General features: G+C 31.5%; 26 protein-coding genes. All 26 read left to right on the top strand.

Annotation, left to right across the window (positions count from 1 at the left end):
- The first annotated feature begins 17 nt into the window (after nt 1-17).
- Nucleotides 18-275, top strand: a complete 258-nt coding sequence (gene rpsQ, locus EYW44_RS06575) for a 30S ribosomal protein S17 (protein ID WP_132722879.1) — start codon at nt 18-20, stop codon at nt 273-275.
- 1 nt (nt 276) lies between these two features.
- On the top strand, nt 277-645 hold the full coding sequence (rplN, locus tag EYW44_RS06580; protein WP_093868908.1) for a 50S ribosomal protein L14: 369 nt from the start codon (nt 277-279) through the stop codon (nt 643-645).
- Nucleotides 646-658: 13 nt separating this feature from the next.
- Nucleotides 659-967: a 50S ribosomal protein L24 gene (gene rplX, locus EYW44_RS06585; protein ID WP_132722880.1), complete on the top strand. Its 309-nt coding sequence runs from the start codon at nt 659-661 to the stop codon at nt 965-967.
- A 2-nt stretch (nt 968-969) separates the two neighbouring features.
- A complete protein-coding gene (gene rplE, locus EYW44_RS06590) occupies nt 970-1521 on the top strand; it encodes a 50S ribosomal protein L5 (RefSeq protein WP_132722881.1) in 552 nt (183 codons plus the stop codon).
- A 2-nt stretch (nt 1522-1523) separates the two neighbouring features.
- Complete coding sequence (rpsN, locus tag EYW44_RS06595) at nt 1524-1793, top strand: 30S ribosomal protein S14 (RefSeq protein WP_028890738.1); 270 nt, start codon at nt 1524-1526, stop codon at nt 1791-1793.
- A 171-nt stretch (nt 1794-1964) separates the two neighbouring features.
- Nucleotides 1965-4331: an outer membrane beta-barrel family protein gene (locus EYW44_RS06600; RefSeq protein WP_132722882.1), complete on the top strand. Its 2367-nt coding sequence runs from the start codon at nt 1965-1967 to the stop codon at nt 4329-4331.
- Between the two features lie 92 nt (nt 4332-4423).
- On the top strand, nt 4424-5449 hold the full coding sequence (locus EYW44_RS06605; protein WP_165872176.1) for a sensor histidine kinase: 1026 nt from the start codon (nt 4424-4426) through the stop codon (nt 5447-5449).
- Nucleotides 5446-6189 carry a LytR/AlgR family response regulator transcription factor gene (locus EYW44_RS06610; RefSeq protein ID WP_132722884.1) on the top strand — a complete coding sequence of 248 codons (744 nt, stop codon included), beginning with the start codon at nt 5446-5448 and terminating at the stop codon, nt 6187-6189. Before EYW44_RS06605 ends, EYW44_RS06610 begins: the two co-directional genes overlap by 4 nt.
- Before the next feature lie 277 nt (nt 6190-6466).
- Entirely contained in the window at nt 6467-6865 is a 399-nt protein-coding gene (gene rpsH / locus EYW44_RS06615; protein ID WP_132722885.1) for a 30S ribosomal protein S8, read from the top strand.
- 15 nt (nt 6866-6880) lie between these two features.
- Nucleotides 6881-7426, top strand: coding sequence for a 50S ribosomal protein L6 (gene rplF, locus EYW44_RS06620; protein ID WP_132722886.1), 546 nt, complete (start codon nt 6881-6883; stop codon nt 7424-7426).
- Between the two features lie 11 nt (nt 7427-7437).
- Nucleotides 7438-7788, top strand: a complete 351-nt coding sequence (gene rplR, locus EYW44_RS06625) for a 50S ribosomal protein L18 (RefSeq protein WP_132722887.1) — start codon at nt 7438-7440, stop codon at nt 7786-7788.
- Nucleotides 7789-7799: 11 nt separating this feature from the next.
- Nucleotides 7800-8321 carry a 30S ribosomal protein S5 gene (gene rpsE, locus EYW44_RS06630; RefSeq protein WP_373681049.1) on the top strand — a complete coding sequence of 174 codons (522 nt, stop codon included), beginning with the start codon at nt 7800-7802 and terminating at the stop codon, nt 8319-8321.
- Between the two features lie 12 nt (nt 8322-8333).
- Entirely contained in the window at nt 8334-8516 is a 183-nt protein-coding gene (gene rpmD / locus EYW44_RS06635; protein ID WP_132722889.1) for a 50S ribosomal protein L30, read from the top strand.
- Nucleotides 8517-8528: 12 nt separating this feature from the next.
- Nucleotides 8529-8978 carry a 50S ribosomal protein L15 gene (rplO, locus tag EYW44_RS06640; protein WP_132722890.1) on the top strand — a complete coding sequence of 150 codons (450 nt, stop codon included), beginning with the start codon at nt 8529-8531 and terminating at the stop codon, nt 8976-8978.
- A 12-nt stretch (nt 8979-8990) separates the two neighbouring features.
- Nucleotides 8991-10319, top strand: a complete 1329-nt coding sequence (secY, locus tag EYW44_RS06645) for a preprotein translocase subunit SecY (protein ID WP_132723115.1) — start codon at nt 8991-8993, stop codon at nt 10317-10319.
- 1 nt (nt 10320) lies between these two features.
- A complete protein-coding gene (infA, locus tag EYW44_RS06650; RefSeq protein WP_068206835.1) occupies nt 10321-10536 on the top strand; it encodes a translation initiation factor IF-1 in 216 nt (71 codons plus the stop codon).
- A 12-nt stretch (nt 10537-10548) separates the two neighbouring features.
- The gene (gene ykgO, locus EYW44_RS06655; protein ID WP_010181906.1) at nt 10549-10665 is read left to right on the top strand and encodes a type B 50S ribosomal protein L36; all 117 of its coding nucleotides are present in this window, start codon (nt 10549-10551) and stop codon (nt 10663-10665) included.
- Nucleotides 10666-10765: 100 nt separating this feature from the next.
- Nucleotides 10766-11131, top strand: a complete 366-nt coding sequence (rpsM, locus tag EYW44_RS06660; RefSeq protein ID WP_132722891.1) for a 30S ribosomal protein S13 — start codon at nt 10766-10768, stop codon at nt 11129-11131.
- Between the two features lie 37 nt (nt 11132-11168).
- Nucleotides 11169-11555, top strand: a complete 387-nt coding sequence (gene rpsK, locus EYW44_RS06665) for a 30S ribosomal protein S11 (protein ID WP_132722892.1) — start codon at nt 11169-11171, stop codon at nt 11553-11555.
- Between the two features lie 82 nt (nt 11556-11637).
- Nucleotides 11638-12243, top strand: coding sequence for a 30S ribosomal protein S4 (rpsD, locus tag EYW44_RS06670; protein WP_132722893.1), 606 nt, complete (start codon nt 11638-11640; stop codon nt 12241-12243).
- 96 nt (nt 12244-12339) lie between these two features.
- Nucleotides 12340-13332, top strand: a complete 993-nt coding sequence (locus tag EYW44_RS06675) for a DNA-directed RNA polymerase subunit alpha (protein ID WP_132722894.1) — start codon at nt 12340-12342, stop codon at nt 13330-13332.
- Between the two features lie 62 nt (nt 13333-13394).
- Nucleotides 13395-13898 (top strand): 50S ribosomal protein L17, encoded by a 504-nt coding sequence (rplQ, locus tag EYW44_RS06680; protein WP_132722895.1) that lies wholly within the window; start codon nt 13395-13397, stop codon nt 13896-13898.
- 164 nt (nt 13899-14062) lie between these two features.
- Nucleotides 14063-15169, top strand: a complete 1107-nt coding sequence (carA, locus tag EYW44_RS06685; RefSeq protein ID WP_132722896.1) for a glutamine-hydrolyzing carbamoyl-phosphate synthase small subunit — start codon at nt 14063-14065, stop codon at nt 15167-15169.
- A 162-nt stretch (nt 15170-15331) separates the two neighbouring features.
- A complete protein-coding gene (eno, locus tag EYW44_RS06690) occupies nt 15332-16621 on the top strand; it encodes a phosphopyruvate hydratase (protein WP_132722897.1) in 1290 nt (429 codons plus the stop codon).
- Nucleotides 16622-16807: 186 nt separating this feature from the next.
- Nucleotides 16808-18094 carry a citrate synthase gene (locus EYW44_RS06695; protein ID WP_132722898.1) on the top strand — a complete coding sequence of 429 codons (1287 nt, stop codon included), beginning with the start codon at nt 16808-16810 and terminating at the stop codon, nt 18092-18094.
- 63 nt (nt 18095-18157) lie between these two features.
- Nucleotides 18158-19072, top strand: a complete 915-nt coding sequence (locus tag EYW44_RS06700; RefSeq protein ID WP_132722899.1) for a dimethylarginine dimethylaminohydrolase family protein — start codon at nt 18158-18160, stop codon at nt 19070-19072.
- Nucleotides 19073-19094: the final 22 nt, after the last annotated feature.

Genomic DNA, 19094 nt, shown 5'->3' on the forward strand with positions numbered 1-19094 from the left:
TCTAGTCAGTTTTAAAGATGGAAAAAAGAAATCTTAGAAAAGAGAGAATAGGTGTAGTATCTAGCAACAAAATGGAGAAATCTATCGTAGTTAGCGAGGTAAAAAGAGTAAAGCACCCAATGTACGGTAAATTCGTAAAGAAAACGAAGAAGTACGTTGCACATGACGAGAATAACGATTGCAACATTGGAGATACAGTTAAAATAATGGAAACACGTCCATTAAGTAAATCTAAGCGTTGGAGATTAGTAGAAATCCTAGAAAGAGCTAAATAATATGTTACAAACAGAATCAAGATTAAAAGTAGCAGATAATACTGGAGCTAAGGAAGTTTTAGTAATTAGAGTTTTAGGAGGAACAAAGAAACGTTACGCTAGTGTTGGAGATAAAATTGTTGTAACAGTTAAATCTGCAACTCCTAACGGTACTGTAAAGAAAGGACAAGTTTCTAGAGCAGTAGTAGTTCGTACTAAGAAAGAAGTTAGACGTAAAGACGGATCATATATCAGATTTGATGACAATGCTTGTGTACTTTTAAATCCAACTGAGGAGATGAGAGGTACTCGTGTATTTGGACCTGTGGCTCGTGAATTACGTGAGAAACAATTTATGAAAATAGTATCATTAGCACCAGAGGTGTTATAAAATCAGATTTGAAATGAAGAAATTTAAAATTAAATCAGGAGATACTGTTAAAGTTATAGCAGGAGATCACAAAGGATCTGAAGGTAAAGTTTTACGTATTCTTAAGGATAAGGATAGAGTAGTTGTAGAAGGTGTAAATATGGTGTCTAAGCACACTAAACCTAGCGCTACTAATCCACAAGGAGGAATTGTAAAGCAAGAAGCGCCATTACATATTTCTAACATTGCTTTAGTTGAAAACGGAGAAGCAATTAGAGTTGGTTATAAAATGGAAGGTGATAAGAAGGTAAGATTTTCAAAAAAATCAGATAAAGCTATATAACCATGAGTTACGTACCAAGATTAAAAGAAGAGTACAAGAGCAGAGTAATTAGTGCTCTTACTGAAGAATTCGGTTATAAAAATGTAATGCAAGTACCTAAGTTACAAAAGATAGTTGTAAGTAAAGGAGTAGGTGCTGCAATTGCTGATAAGAAATTAATTGAATACGCAGTTGAAGAATTGACTACAATTACAGGTCAAAAAGCAGTTCCAACTATTTCTAAAAAGGATGTTGCAAACTTCAAATTACGTAAAGGAATGCCAATTGGAGCAAAGGTTACGTTAAGAGGAGATATTATGTACGAATTTTTAGATCGTTTAGTTACTGCTTCTTTACCACGTGTAAGAGATTTTAATGGAATTAAAGCCAATGGTTTTGATGGTAGAGGTAATTACAACTTAGGAATTACTGAACAAATCATCTACCCAGAGATTAATATTGATCAAGTGAAGAAAATTAGTGGTATGGATATTACTTTTGTAACATCTGCAGAAACTGATAAGGAAGCTAAATCATTATTAGGAGAATTAGGTTTACCATTTAAAAAGAATTAACAATGGCTAAAGAATCAATGAAAGCGCGTGAGCGTAAAAGAGCTAAAATGGTTGCTAAGTATGCTGAAAAAAGAAAGGCTTTAAAAGAAGCTGGAGATTATGAAGCATTACAAAAGTTACCAAAAAACGCTTCACCAATTAGAATGCACAATCGTTGTAAGCTAACTGGTCGTCCAAAAGGATATATGAGACAATTTGGTATTTCACGTGTTACTTTCCGTGAAATGGCTAATCAAGGCTTAATTCCAGGAGTGAAAAAAGCAAGCTGGTAGTATTTAGTACTACAATACAATATAAAGGTGTACAACTTTCTAAGTTTGTGCACCTTTTTTGTTTTTCCCTTAATTCATTTCATTTTTCCCTCGATTCATTGTATAGGTATTTCAAAAACATCATAACCAAGATATTTTTGACGTGTTATTAATTCTGAAATATTATATACTATGAAAACCATAAACACAATTATATTTACTTTGATTTGCTTTATTAGCTTTGGTCAAAGTTTTACGGGTAAAGTATTAGACAAACAAAAAGAACCTATTTCTTTTGCGAATATAGTAGCAAAAAAAACAATTGATGATTCAATCATTACGGGAGTTATTTCTGATGAAAATGGAAAGTTCTTAATTAAGTTAAAAGATAAAAACTGTTATTTAGAAATAAGTTTTGTAGGTTTTAAAACTAAAAAAATAGAAACTATTAAAACTAATATAGGTGAAATAGTTTTAGAAGAAGAAGGACAACAATTACAGGAGGTAGTTGTTACCGCACGAAAAAAACTAATTCAACAAAAAGTAGATAGATTAGTTTTTAATGTTGAAAATACTGTTGCTGCAACAGGAGGAACAGCCATTGATGCGCTTAAAGCGACCCCTAGTGTTAATGTTGATTCAGATAAATTAGCGATAGTAGGTAAAGGTAATGTGCGATTGATGGTTAATGATAGAATTATACAATTATCAGGAAACGAATTAAATGCTTATTTAAACACTATTGCATCTGATGATATTAAAAGTATAGAGGTGATAACAACTCCTCCATCTAAATATGATGCAGAAGGAGATAGTGGGTTAATTAATGTTGTTTTAAAAAAGTCCAAAGAAAATAGTTGGAATAACCAATTTAGAGCGTCATATACTCAAGCTACTTATTCATTATTCAATTTTGGTAATACCTTCAATTACAATAAAAATAAATTAAGTTTAATAGCTTCTTTAAACGGTACTAAAGGTCATACAGCTCAATTTAATCAATTTGATATTATTTACCCTTCTGCTTCAACAGCAACAAACCTTGATATGAAAAATAGAGAAGGAATGGTTTCAGGTAGATTAGGTGTTGATTATAGTTTAACAGATAATGCAACTGTAGGAGTTTTGTATTCAGGATCTTTTGAAGATAAAGAAATAAAAGATACAGGAAAAACACTTATAAATGATGGTAATGGGACATTTACAGTTAATGAAGGAGAAGCCAAAACAAATAATAAAAATCATTCAATCAATGTACATTATATCCAAAAGTTAGATACAGTAGGTAGAAAAGTATCTGTAGATTTTGATTATTTTAACTTCAGTAACTCCAATGTTAGAGATTTTAGTAGTGAACAGTTTATAACAAGTCCTAGTTTTTTTGAAGCACAAAACAGCACCAACCAGAATATAGAAAACTACAGTGCAAAAATAGATGTGCAACATCCATTTAAATGGGCTAATATATCATATGGGTTAAAAACTACCTTTACTAAAACAGATAGTGATGTAGCATTTTATAACACTACGACAGGAGTTCCTGTTTTTGATGCAACTCAAAGTAATGAGTTTATGTATTCAGAAAATATTAATGCATTGTATGCAGATATATCTAAACCATTAGGAAAAAAATGGCAAACTAAAATTGGAGTACGTTTTGAAAACACAAGAACAAAAGGAATATCTAAAACCAATAATCAAACAGATATTAATTCTTACAACAAATTATTTCCATCAATATTTTTAGGGTATACTCCGAGCAGAAACAATATGTATCATTTAAGCTATAGTAAACGAATTAAAAGACCAAGTTTTGAACGTTTAAATCCATTTCGCTTTTACATTAATTCAATTTCATATCAAGAAGGGAATCCATTCTTAAGACCACAACTTTCAGATAATTTAGAATTGAAGCATATTTACAAAGGAAAATTAATAAGTAAAGCTTTTATAAGTTATGTAGATGATGGGTATTTTAATATTATTAGAGCTGAAGATGGAAATCAACAAAGAATAGTAGTAACATTCGATAACTTTTATACAGCTTATAATTATGGTTTAACCGAAACATTTTTATACAATCCAACTAAATGGTGGAATACAACAACGCAAGCTACATTTTCTAGAATGGATACTAGTTATAAAGAAGGATTTAATTTAGATGCAGAGTTGTTAAGCGGATGGAACTTTCAATTTTATAATAGGAATACATTTCATTTAAATGAAGAAAAAACGATTCAAGCAGAAGCAACATTTATTTATGCTTCACCTCAAAAACTTATGTATTTTTCAACTTCCGAAATGGTGAATCTTGATTTAGGTTTAAAGTTTTCGTTATTGGATAATAAATTAAACTGTGCAGTTGCTGTAAACGATATTTTTAGGAGAAGAGCAACAAGTGTGAACACTAAAACTAATGGTATTGATCAAACATATTATAATTATTTTGATACTAGAAGTTTTAAGATTAGCTTAAATTATAATTTTGGTAATAAAAAGATTAAGGTTAAAGAGCATAATTCAGGAAATGAAGAGGAACAAAACAGAGCAAAAAATTAAATAAGAAAAGATAAGCTGTTTGAAGAATAAACCACTTTAAACAGCTTTGTTAAAACTAAAACAGTATTTTGTAGAACTAAAATATAATGAAGATGAAGATTTTCAATCAAAAAATAAATCTAAAACACATTTTAATTGTATTAGCACTATTATTTATAAGTAACGGAGTTAAGATTTTTGTTTTTTACTATGTTAGAATTAAAGGAGATATAGATTTTTATGACTATTATCATCACATAACTATTTTAATATTCTCCATAGTTTCATTTATATCGGTATTCGTATCATGGAAGCTCATTAATAAAATTGATACTTCAAGGACTGTTTTAAAATTTATTAAGGTTTATATTTTATCTTTTATTTTATTTAATACTGTAGGACTAGTTATTGACTATATACTTTGGGTAACATTTAATAGTCAGTCTTATGATTTTATAGCCAGATTTTTGAATATGTTGTCGGTTACTATCTTTTTTAGTGATGTTTTTGCTCTTACTTCTGCGTTTTTATATTTCAGACAATCACAAAAAGCAATCATAGAATTGGAGCAAACTGAAAAAGAAAAGGCTACATTACAATCACAAATTTTGCAAAAGAACTTAGAACCTCATTTTTTATTTAATAATTTAAGTGTATTATCTGGTTTGGCTAGAAGAAATCCAGAACAAATAGAAGACTTCATAGATGATTTTTCAGATGTATATCGCTATTATTTAAAGCATGGAAATAATCCGCTGGTAGATTTAACCAACGAATTATCATTTATTAAAAATTACATGAGTTTGATGGAAAAACGTTTTGGTAAAGCTTATCAAGTAATTAATGAAATAGAAAATACAAACGGATTAGTAATTCCATGTTCTTTACAATTATGTGTAGAAAATGCAATTAAGCATAATAAAGCCAGTGAAGAGAATCCTTTATTTATTACTCTTCAAAGGGAAGAAGAAAGGATTATTATAAAAAATAAATTAAACAAAGTAGATTTCACTTTAGGAACAGGTACAGGAAATAATTATTTAAAGCGCCAATATCAAATAAGTTTTAATAGAGAAGTAGTTTTTGTTGAAAATGAAAGCGAATTCACTGTACAAATTCCAATAATATCTGAAAAATGAAAGTACTAATAATAGAAGACGAAACGATTAATATTGAAATTATTACCGATCATATTCTTCGTTACAACTCTAAAACTGAAATTTTAGCAACTTTAAAAAGTAAAGAAGAAGTAGAAAAATGGTATGAAAGTAATCAGCAAGTAGATTTAGTATTTTCTGATATTGAATTACTGGATGGAAATGTTTTTTCATTATTAAAAACTAACATCATAAAGTCTCCTATTGTTTTTACCACAGCTTATAATTCATTTTATCAAGATGCATTTGATGTAAATGGAATAGCTTACTTGCTTAAACCAATTAGTTACAATAAGTTTTGTAAAGCCATAGAAAAGTACGAAGGATTACAGAATAAACAGGTTGATTGGCAAAAAATATCAGAAACAATTCATGGTTTAAATAATAATTATAAAGAGCGTATAATTATAAAAACTAAAACAGAAATAAAAATTCTTACAACAAAAAATACAGGAGCTATTTTATCTAATTCGGGAAAATGTATTGCTATTGATGAAAATGGAAAAGAGAATGAATTTCGTTATAAGTTGTCAGATTTAATTAAAGAACTGAATCCGAAAGATTTTTTTCAAATCAATAGAGGAGAGATAGTTAATGTGAACTTTATTGAAAAAATAGAACCTTACTTTGGTGATAGATTAGCCATCTCAATAAAAAACTACAAGCAACATTTAATTACAAGTGCATCAAATACTAGTGAATTTAGAAAATGGCTGGAATAAAAAAGGTTAGCTGTTTTTGGGTAAAAAAACTATCTGTTTCTATCTATCAATCATAATTCACAAAACTCTTTTAAAATCAAAAAGTTTGTGTATATTTGCACTCGGTTTTTTGTAGGGTGAATTATGCCTTGTAAGTACATACGGTTCAAAAGTATAATGCTTGCGAGATTTTACTCCAAAAAACATTAAAGTAATATTAACTGGTTTCAGGTTTAATAATTACAAAATCCAAAAGGAAGGTAAGTTGTTAAAAACCAAAACCGTAAATTAATTAATTATGTATACAGATCCAATCGCGGATTTTCTTACTCGTGTTAGAAATGCTATTATGGCAGGTCACAGAGTAGTTGAGGTTCCTGCTTCAAAATTGAAGAAGGAGATGACCAAGATTTTGTTTGATCAAGGGTACATTTTAAGTTATCAATTCAATGAAGATAAAGTACAAGGTACTATCAAGATAGCTTTAAAGTACGATCGCCAAACAAAAGAACCGGTTATCAGAAAAATTCAAAGAGTTTCTACACCTGGTTTACGTCAGTATGTAGGAGCAAAGGAAATGCCTAGAGTATTAAACGGTTTAGGTATTGCAATCGTTTCAACATCTAAAGGAGTTATGACCAATAAGAAGGCTCGTGAAGAAAATGTTGGAGGAGAAGTATTATGTTACGTTTACTAAAAAACATTTTGTAAGATGAGTAGAATAGGTAAGAGTCCAATTACATTGCCACAAGGTGTTGAAGTTAAAGTAAACGATAATGTGGTTACAGTGAAAGGTAAATTAGGAGAATTAACTCAAAAGTTAACTTCTGGTATTACAGTAAAGATTGAAGATGGTGTTATAACACTAGAAAGACCATCTGATAGTAAAGAACACAAAGCAGCACACGGTTTATATAGAGCTTTAATTAGTAATATGGCTGAAGGTGTTAGCAAGGGTTATACTAAAGAGTTAGAGTTAGTAGGGGTAGGTTATAGAGCATCTAATCAAGGTCAAAAATTAGATTTAGCTTTAGGGTTTTCTCATAACATCGTTTTAGAATTAGCACCAGAAGTAAAGGTTGAAACAATATCTGAAAAAGGTAAAAATCCAATCGTTAAATTAACTTCTCACGATAAGCAGTTAGTAGGTCAGGTTGCAGCAAAGATTCGTTCTTTCCGTAAGCCAGAGCCTTATAAAGGTAAAGGAGTTAAGTTTGTTGGTGAAGTAATTAGAAGAAAAGCAGGTAAATCTGCATAATAATTAGTGTTATGGCATTATCAAAACTTGAAAGAAGACAACGTATAAAGTATAGAATAAGAAAAGTTATTACTGGAACAGCTGAAAAGCCAAGATTATCAGTTTTTAGAAGTAATAAAGAAATCTATGCTCAAATTATAAATGATGTAGACGGTGTTACAATAGCATCTGCTTCATCGAGAGACAAAGGAATTGCATCTAGTTCTAAGGCAGAAGCTGCTGCATCAGTAGGTAAAGCAATCGCAGAGAAAGCTACTAAAGCAGGTTTAGAGATTGTTGCTTTTGATAGAAATGGTTATTTATACCATGGACGTGTAAAAGTATTAGCAGACGCTGCAAGAGAAGCTGGTTTAAAATTTTAAGAAATTATATTATGTTAGGATATAAAAACGTAGAAAGAGTAAAACCAAGCGGATTAGAGCTTGTAGATAGATTAGTAGGTGTTCAGCGTGTTACTAAAGTAACTAAGGGTGGTAGAGCTTTTGGTTTTTCTGCTATTGTTGTAGTAGGAGATAGTAAAGGAGTAGTTGGACATGGATTAGGGAAATCTAAAGATGTATCATCTGCAATTGCAAAAGCAGTTGAAGATGCAAAGAAGAACTTAGTACGTATTCCAATTATTGGAGGAACATTACCACACGAACAAAAAGGTAAATTTGGAGGAGCTAGAGTATTTATCAAGCCTGCTTCAAATGGTACCGGGGTTATTGCTGGTGGTGCTGTACGTGCAGTATTAGAATCAGTTGGAGTACAAGATGTATTATCTAAATCTCAAGGTTCTTCAAACCCTCACAATGTTGTTAAAGCAACTTTCGATGCATTATTACAATTAAGAAGTGCAGAGACTATTGCAAGACAAAGAGGAATATCTTTAGATAAAGTATTTAACGGTTAATAAATTAAGACGATGAGTAAGATTAGAGTTACACAAGTAAAAAGTCAAATAGGTCGCCTTAAAAATCAAAAAAGAACCTTAGAGGCTTTAGGATTAAGAAGAATAAACCAAACTGTAGAGCATGATGCATCAGCTACAATTTTGGGGATGGTAAGTAAAGTTCAACACTTAGTTTCTGTAGAGGAAATTAAATAAGAAGATAATAACATGAGTTTACATAACTTAAAACCTGCAGCAGGATCAACTAAAAGCAGCAAGAGAATTGCTCGTGGTGAAGGTTCTGGTCGTGGAGGTACCTCAACAAGAGGACATAAAGGAGCTAAGTCTCGTTCAGGATACTCTCGTAAAATAGGTTTTGAAGGAGGTCAGATGCCACTTCAAAGACGTGTACCTAAGTTTGGTTTCACTAATATTAACCGTAAGGAATATTTAGGGATTAACTTAGATAAGTTACAAGAGTTTGTTGACAAAGGAAGAATAACTGATACAGTTAATATGGACGTTTTAGTTGAAAACAGATTAGCACGTAAGAACGATTTAGTTAAAATCTTAGGACGTGGTGAATTAAAAGCTAAATTAAACATAACTGTACACAAATACACAGCAACAGCAAAAGCAGCTATTGAGGCAGCTGGAGGTGAAGCAGTAACCTTATAAGAATTGTAAATGATGAATTTTATAAATACAATAAGAGATATTTTCAAAATTGAAGAGTTAAAAGAGAAATTACTTTTAACCATTGGTTTAATCGCAGTATATCGTTTCATGGCGGCTGTTCCATTACCTGGAATAGATCCGACACAATTAGCCTCTCTAAAAGATAATGCTGGAGAAGGTCTCTTAGGTTTATTAAATGCATTTACAGGTGGGGCATTTGCTAGAGCGTCAGTTATGGCACTTGGTATAATGCCTTACATTTCTGCATCTATTGTAGTACAATTAATGGGAATTGCAGTTCCTTATTTACAGAAGTTACAAAAAGATGGAGAAAGTGGTCGTAAAAAAATTACACAAATTACACGTTGGTTAACTATATTAATCACTTTAGTACAGGGACCAACTTACATTACTTTTATTAAAACTCAAATGGGACTTCCTGAAACAGCATTTATGGTTGGAGGAGCTACTTTTTGGGTTTCATCTATGATTTTACTTACTGCAGGAACAATTTTTGCTATGTGGTTAGGTGAAAGAATTACTGATAAAGGTGTAGGAAATGGTATTTCATTATTAATTACAGTTGGTATTATCGCTAACTTCCCAGCAGCTTTTTTACAAGAGTTTATTTCTAAAACTCAAAGTTCTAACGCTGGAGGTGGTGGAATAATGATGATATTAATTGAAGTATTAGTGTGGTTTGTTGTTATTTTATTAACCGTGTTATTAGTAACAGCAGTAAGAAAAGTTGCTGTTCAATATGCACGAAGAACTGCTATTGCAAACATCAAAGATGTTGAAGGTGCAAGACAGTACATACCATTAAAATTAAACGCAGCAGGAGTAATGCCTATTATCTTTGCTCAGGCTATAATGTTTTTACCAATGACTTTAGGTCAGAAGTTTCCAGCATTAGCAAGTTTAACAGATAACTTCGGTTTATGGTATAATGTAATTTTTGCATTATTAATAATCATTTTTAGTTACTTCTACACAGCTATTACTATTCCTACGAATAAGATGGCAGAAGACTTAAAAAGAAGCAATGGTTTTGTTCCTGGATTTAAACCTGGTGAAGAAACAGCAGATCATTTAGATTCTGTTTTATCCAAAATTACTTTACCTGGATCTATTTTCCTTGCAGCATTATCTATTTTACCAGCGATTATTGTAAAGTTTGGGGTAACTCAAAACTGGGCTTTATTCTATGGTGGAACTTCTTTAATAATTATGGTAGGGGTTGCAATAGACACCATCCAACAAATTAATTCATATTTATTAAACAGTCGTTATGACGGTTTAATGAAAACAGGTAATACTAATAGAAAATCATTAAAATAATATGGCTAAACAACCAGCAATTCAACAAGACGGAACAATAACAGAAGCATTATCAAATGCAATGTTTCGAGTAGAATTAGAGAACGGACATATTGTTACGGCACACATTTCAGGAAAGATGCGTATGCATTACATCAAACTTTTACCAGGAGATAAGGTAAAGTTAGAAATGAGTCCTTATGATTTAACTAAGGCAAGAATTACCTACAGATATTAAAAACATACACTGATGAAAGTAAGAGCATCATTAAAGAAGAGAAGTGCCGACTGTAAAATTGTACGCAGAAAAGGCAGATTATACGTAATTAATAAAAAGAATCCTAGGTTTAAACAAAGACAAGGATAAGAATTGAGTCATTAGTGATTAGTAGTTAGATGAATCTGTTTGAAATAGAAATGTTTAGGATTCTAACAACTAAAAGCTAACAGCTAAAAACTAGAACAATATGGCAAGAATCGCAGGTATTGATATTCCAAAGAATAAAAGAGGATTAATCTCTTTAACTTATATCTTTGGTGTAGGAAAAAGCAGAGCTAAAGATATTTTAGCAGAAGCTAAAGTAGACGGAAATATTAAAGTTCAAGATTGGAACGATGATCAAATTGCAGCAATTCGTGAGCAAGTTGGAAAGTACACTATAGAAGGTGAGTTACGTTCAGAGGTTCAATTAAGCATTAAGCGTTTAATGGACATCGGTTGTCAAAGAGGTATTCGTCACAGATTAGGTTTACCTTTAAGAGGACAAAGAACTAAGAATAACTCTCGTACGAGAAAAGGTAAGAGAAAAACTGTAGCTAACAAGAAAAAATAATCATTAATTTGATTGTTTTTACTAATAGTAAAGAATCATGGCAAAATCGAAAGTAACAAAAAAACGTAAAGTAATTATAGAGTCTACAGGTGAGGCTCATATTACAGCATCGTTCAACAATATAATTATCTCTTTAACAAACAAAAGAGGAGACGTAATTTCATGGTCATCAGCAGGTAAGATGGGCTTTAGAGGTTCTAAAAAGAATACTCCATATGCAGCTCAATTAGCAGCAGAAGATTGTGCAAACGTAGCTAAAGAAGCAGGTTTACGTAAAGTAAAGGTGTATGTTAAAGGTCCAGGAAACGGAAGAGAATCTGCAATCAGATCTATCCATAATACTGGAATTGAAGTTACAGAAATCATTGATGTAACTCCAATCCCTCACAATGGATGTCGTCCACCAAAAAGAAGAAGAGTATAATTAATTAATTTTTAATCAAGTAGGATACACAATTGTCGAAGGAGTAAGCCTTAATTCACAATACCTACTTAAATTTATAGAAATGGCAAGATATACAGGACCAAAAACTAAGATTGCTCGTAAATTTGGCGAGGCAATTTTCGGAGATGATAAAAACTTCGAAAAAAGAAATTACCCTCCAGGGCAACACGGAACTGGTAAAAGAAGAGGTAAGAAATCTGAATATGCTGTACAGTTAATGGAAAAGCAAAAAGCGAAGTACACATATGGTATATTAGAGCGTCAATTCCGTAATTTATTTAAAAAAGCACAAGCATCTGGTGGAATTACAGGTGAGGTGTTATTACAATTATGTGAATCTCGTTTAGATAATACAGTATTCCGTTTAGGAATAGCTAATTCTCGTAGAGGAGCACGTCAATTAGTTTCTCACCGTCACATTACTGTAAACGGTGAAATCGTAAACATTCCTTCTTATAGTCTAAGAGAAGGTGATGTTATAGCTGTAAGAGAAAAGTCTAAATCTCTAGAAGCAATAGATAATGCTTTAGCTGCAAACAGTGCTGTTTATGAGTGGTTAACTTGGAATGCAGATCAAAAGTCAGGTACTTTTGTAAAAGCTCCAGAAAGATTACAAATCCCAGAAAACATTAAAGAGCAGTTAATAGTAGAATTATATTCTAAATAATAAATTAATCATATTGGTATTTGGCCAAAGGGTCTATTTGTATTTCTTCAAACTTATAGACCGCGCAACCAAATAACAATTAAAACGAAGAAAACAATGGCGATTTTAAATTTTCAAAAGCCCGATAAAGTAATTATGATCGAATCTACTGATTTTTCAGGTAGATTTGAGTTCAGACCGTTGGAGCCAGGTTTTGGTCTAACAGTTGGTAACGCTTTAAGAAGAGTGTTATTATCATCTTTAGAAGGATTTGCTATCACATCTTTAAGAATAGATGGTGTAGACCACGAATTTTCTGCAATTACAGGAGTAGTTGAGGATGTTACTGAAATGATCTTGAATTTAAAGCAAGTTCGTTTCAAAAAGCAAATTGAAGAGTCTGACAGAGAAACTGTAACTATTGCAATTTCTGGTCAGGAGCAATTAACAGCTGGTGATTTACAAAAATTCATTTCAGGATTTCAAGTATTAAACCCAGATTTAGTAATCTGTAACATGGATAAATCTGTAAAGATTAATGCAGAGATTACTATTGAGAAAGGTAGAGGATTTGTACCTGCTGATGAAAATAAAAAATCAGGAGCACCATTAGGAACTATTTTTACAGATTCTATTTACACTCCAATTAAGAATGTAAAGTATTCTATAGAAAATTTCCGTGTTGAGCAAAAGACTGACTACGAAAAGTTAATCTTTGATATTGACACAGATGGTTCAATTAATCCAAAAGATGCTTTAACAGAAGCAGCTAAGATTTTAATTCACCACTTCATGTTATTCTCAGATGAGAGAATTACTTTAGAAGCTGATGAAATCGCTCAAACTGAATCTTATGATGAAGAGTCACTTCACATGCGTCAATTATTAAAAACAAAATTAGTTGATATGGACTTATCTGTTCGTGCACTAAATTGTTTAAAGGCTGCTGAAGTTGATACATTAGGAGATTTAGTATCATTCAATAAGAGTGATTTAATGAAATTCAGAAACTTCGGTAAAAAGTCGTTAACTGAATTAGAAGAGTTGGTAAACAACAAAGGGCTAAATTTCGGAATGGATTTAGCAAAGTATAAATTAGATAGAGATTAACAACTATTCATATTTTGCTCCCCAAAAAGGGTAGAGCAAGATGATAGTTAAAAACTAAGGTCATGAGACACGGTAAAAAAGTAAACCATTTAGGTAGAAAAACAGCGCATAGAAAAGCTATGTTAGCTAATATGGCATGTTCTTTAATAGAGCACAAACGAATTAACACTACTGAAGCTAAAGCTAAAGCATTACGTAAATTTGTTGAGCCATTAATCACTAAAGCTAAAGCAGAAAATAACACTACAGCTGAAAAGAATACACACAATCATCGTGTAGTATTTAGTTACTTACGTAATAAGTATGCTGTAACTGAGTTATTCAAAGAAATTTCTGTGAAGGTTGGTGATAGACCAGGTGGTTACGTAAGAATAATCAAGTTAGGAAACAGACAAGGAGATAACGCTCCTATGGCAATGGTAGAATTAGTTGATTACAACGAATTATACAACCCTAACGGTAAGAAAGCCAAGAAAACTACTCGTCGTAGTAGAAGAAGTGGTGGTAAGAAGGTTGCAGATGCTGCACCAGTTACTGATGTTGAAGCTTCACAAGAAGAAGAATAACATGATTATTTAAAAAATATAAAAAGGATAAACGATTTAAAGTTTATCCTTTTTTTTTAAACTATTTTTGAAAAAAATTATAAACAAAATATACTCTTAAAAATTAAGTTTAGTTTAAGAGAAAATTACATCTGAAAATTTCATAAAATCTATACACACAACTAATGAAATACACTACAAGAAAAAAAGCGCTTGTTTTATTGGCAGACGGAACAATTTTTTACGGAAAATCAATTGGTATTGAAGGTACTGTTACAGGTGAAATATGTTTCAATACTGGAATGACAGGTTATCAAGAGGTATTTACTGATCCTTCTTATTTTGGTCAGTTAATGGTAACTACAAATGCACATATTGGTAACTATGGTGTAAATGCAGAAGAAGTAGAATCTGAAGGAATTAAAATTTCAGGTCTTATTTGTAGAAATTTTAGTTTTACACATTCTAGAGTAGATTCTGATAGTAATTTAAAAGATTGGTTTGAAAAACATAATTTAGTCGCTATATCAGATGTTGATACAAGAGCATTAGTTTCATACATTAGAGATAATGGAGCAATGAATGCTATTATATCTACTGACACAGAAAATGTTGAAGCACTTAAAGCACAGTTAAGTGAAGTAGCAGATATGAAAGGGTTAGAGTTAGCATCAAAAGTATCTACTAAAGAGCCTTACTATGTTGGAGAAGAAAATGCAACTTACAAGATTGCAGCATTAGACATTGGAATTAAAAAGAATATTTTAAGAAATTTAGCTAAAAGAGATGCTTACATTAAAGTATTCCCATATAACTCTAAGTTTGAAGAATTATCAGCATGGAATCCCGATGGATATTTTATTTCAAATGGACCTGGTGATCCAGAACCATTAAAAGATGCCCAAAATTTAGCTAAAGAAATTATAGCTAAAGATCTACCTTTATTTGGTATTTGTTTAGGTCATCAAGTAATTGCTTTAGCCAATGGTATTTCTACTTACAAAATGCATAATGGTCATAGAGGTATCAATCACCCAGTAAAAAACTTACTTACTGGTAAAGGTGAAATTACATCTCAAAATCATGGTTTTGCAATTAATAGAGAAGAAACAGAACAGCATCCTGATGTTGAAATAACTCATGTTCATTTAAATGATCATACTGTTGCAGGAATAAAAATGAAGTCTAAGAATGTATTTTCAGTTCAATATCACCCAGAGGCAAGTCCTGGACCACATGATTCAGAATATTTATTTGATCAATTTATAGAAAATATTAAAAAAGCGAAATAATTGGTGTTGAAATCTGATAGGATTATAATGTTGTGCAATTTTAAGTATGATAATCTTAAATTAGATAAAACGATTTCGTAAATAAATAACAAAAATTAATTAAAAATATATTAGCATTTGTACATTAGCTTTACAAATTAACTAAATAAAAACATTAAAAAGATGAGTATTATTATCAACATTCATGCACGTCAAATTTTTGATTCAAGAGGTAATCCAACTGTTGAAGTAGATGTAACTACTGAAAATGGAGTAGTAGGTAGAGCTGCGGTTCCATCTGGTGCGTCAACAGGAGAGCATGAAGCAGTTGAATTACGTGACGGAGGAAGTGCATACATGGGTAAAGGTGTTTCTAAAGCTGTTGATAATGTAAATTCAGTTATAGCGCAAGAATTATTAGGAGTTTCTGTTTTCGAACAAAACTTAATTGATAAAATGATGATTGATTTAGATGGAACGCCTAACAAATCTAAATTAGGAGCAAATGCAATCTTAGGAGTATCATTAGCAACGGCAAAAGCAGCTGCCAATGAATTAGGTATGCCATTGTATCGTTATGTAGGAGGAGTAAGTGCAAATACTTTACCAGTTCCAATGATGAATATCATCAATGGAGGTTCTCATTCAGATGCTCCAATAGCATTCCAAGAGTTTATGGTTATGCCAGTAAAAGCTCAAAACTTTTCTGAAGCAATGAAAATGGGATCTGAGATTTTCCATAATCTAAAGAAAGTTTTACATGATAGAAACTTATCTACAGCAGTAGGAGATGAAGGAGGTTTTGCACCAACTTTAGACGGTACTGAAGATGCTTTAGATACTATTGCATTAGCAGTAAAAAATGCTGGATATAGTTTAGGTGATGAAATTATGATTGCTTTAGACTGTGCTGCTGCAGAATTTTATGTAGATGGTAAATATGATTACACAAAATTCGAAGGAGACAAAGGAAGTGTAAGAACAAGTAAAGAACAAGCAGATTATTTAGCTGAATTATCAGAAAAATATCCAATTATTTCTATCGAAGATGGAATGGATGAGAATGATTGGGAAGGTTGGAAATATCTTACAGAAAAAATCGGAGATAAAGTACAATTAGTAGGAGATGATTTGTTTGTAACTAATGTAGAGCGTTTATCAAGAGGTATTGAGAATTCAACAGCAAATTCAATTTTAATTAAAGTGAACCAAATAGGTACTTTAACAGAAACTATTGCAGCTGTAAATATGGCGCATAATGCAGGTTATACATCTGTTATGAGTCACCGTTCAGGAGAAACTGAAGATAACACTATTGCTGATTTAGCTGTAGCTTTAAATACAGGACAAATTAAAACAGGTTCTGCTTCTAGATCTGATCGTATGGCAAAATACAATCAATTATTACGTATAGAAGAAGAATTAAGCGATGTAGCTTATTACCCACAGGGTAAAGCTTTTAAAGTGAATTAATTTAGTTTAAATATTTCATTATTAGCCTTGTAGTAATTTTACTACAAGGCTTTTCTTTTTTAAAGATTGATAAATAAGATAAATCTATTTTTTCATTTTTAAAATCAATGGCACAACATTTTTAAAATACCTCAAAAAATGGTATCTTCGTGCGTCGCTTAAATCATAAAAAAATTTTAATAAAAAATGTCAGATATAGCAAAATTACAAATAGGTGAAAATACGTATGAATTTCCTTTAGTAAAGGGAACTGAAAATGAGGTAGCAATTGAACTTAAGACGTTGAGAGGAGCTACGGGAGGTGTTATTACTGTAGACCCTGGTTTTAAAAATACAGGTTCTTGTAAAAGTGCTATTACATTTTTAAATGGAGAAGAAGGAATTTTACGTTACCGTGGTTATGCTATTGAAGATTTAGCTGAGAAAGCGGACTTTTTAGAAGTTGCTTATGCATTAATCTTTGGAGATCTTCCTACGAAAGAACAGTTAGAGAAGTTTCATGCTGATATCAAAGAAGAGTCTGTTGTTGACGAGGAAATCAAAAAGATTTTAGATGCTTTTCCTAAGAATGCACATCCAATGGGAGTATTGTCTTCATTAACATCAGCTTTAACAGCATTTAACCCATCTTCTGTTAATGTTGATTCTGAAGAAGAAATGTACAACGCTATCGTTAAAATATTAGGAAAGTTTCCTGTGTTAGTAGCTTGGACAATGCGTAAGAAAAAAGGTTTACCATTAAATTATGGATCTAAGTCATTAGGATACGTAGAGAACGTATTAAAAATGATGTTTGAAAATCCAAACGAAGAATATAAGCAAAATCCTATTTTAGTAAATGCTTTAGATAAATTATTGATTTTACATGCTGATCATGAGCAAAACTGTTCTACATCTACAGTAAGAATCGTTGGTTCTTCTCATGCAGGTTTATTTGCTTCTTTATCAGCAGGAATTTCTGCTTTATGGGGACCACTTCACGGTGGAGCTAACCAAGCAGTATTAGAAATGTTAGAAGCGATTAAAGATGACGGAGGAGATACTAAAAAATACATGGCTAAAGCGAAGGATAAGGAAGATCCATTCCGTTTAATGGGATTCGGACACAGAGTTTATAAGAACTTTGATCCTCGTGCTAAGATTATCAAAGTAGCAGCTGATGAAGTATTAGCAGATTTAGGTGTTGAAGATCCAATTTTAGATGTAGCTAAAGGTTTAGAGAAAGAAGCATTAAGCGATGAGTATTTCGTGAAGCGTAAGTTATATCCTAATGTAGATTTCTATTCAGGGATTATTTACAGAGCTATGGGGATTCCTGTAGAGATGTTTACGGTAATGTTTGCTTTAGGTCGTTTACCAGGTTGGATTGCACAATGGAAAGAGATGAGAGTGAACAAAGAACCAATTGGTCGTCCTCGTCAGGTATATGTGGGAGAAAACCACCGTCCATTCACAGATTTAAACAAAAGATAATTTTAATAATAAATAAAGAATGTCATTCTGATAATTGTTCGGGATGACATTTTTTTTTGATATATGCTAGAACTTAATATACAAAACGAAACTTCAAAGTTAAAAGCTGTAGTGTTAGGAACAGCTAAAAGTAATGGTCCAATTCCGAAGGTAGAAGACTGTTATGACCCGAAGAGTAGACAACATGTTATAGCTGGGACTTACCCAACGGAGGAAGACATGACATTAGAAATGGAAGCTGTTGCCAATGTTTTAAAAAAATATGATGTAACAGTTTTTAGACCTGAAGTAATTGAAGATTACAACCAAATTTTTTCAAGAGATATTGCTTTTGTAATTGAAGACAAGTTAGTAAAAGCAAATATTTTACCAGATAGAGCACAAGAGTATCAGGCTATTCAACATATTATAGAAAAAATACATCCTGATAATGTAATTGAATTGCCTGAAGAATGTCATGTTGAAGGAGGTGATGTAATGCCTTGGAATGATTATATTTTTATAGGTACATATTCTGGAGCAGATTATGCTGATTATATAACTGCCAGAACAAATACAGATGCTGTTATAGCTTTACAAGAACATTTTCCAGAAAAAATAGTTAAGTCATTTGAGTTAAGAAAGTCAAATGATGATCCAAAAGAGAATGCTTTACATTTAGATTGTTGTTTTCAACCAATAGGAAAAGATAAGGCTATTCTACATAAAAATGGTTTTCTCGTAGAAAAAGAATACCAATGGTTAGTTGATTTCTTTGGTAAAGAGAACGTTTTTGAGATTTCTAAAGAAGAGATGTATAATATGAATAGTAATATATTTTCTATTTCTGAAGAAGTTATAATTTCTGAGAAAAACTTTACAAGGTTAAATACTTGGTTAAGAGAGAAAGGTTTTACTGTTGAAGAAGTTCCTTATGCAGAAATAGCAAAACAAGAAGGTTTATTACGTTGTTCTACATTACCATTAATAAGAGAATAATAGTATTTAATTATAAGAAATA

The organism is Tenacibaculum sp. M341 (assembly GCF_004337695.1).
Lineage (GTDB): Bacteria > Bacteroidota > Bacteroidia > Flavobacteriales > Flavobacteriaceae > Polaribacter.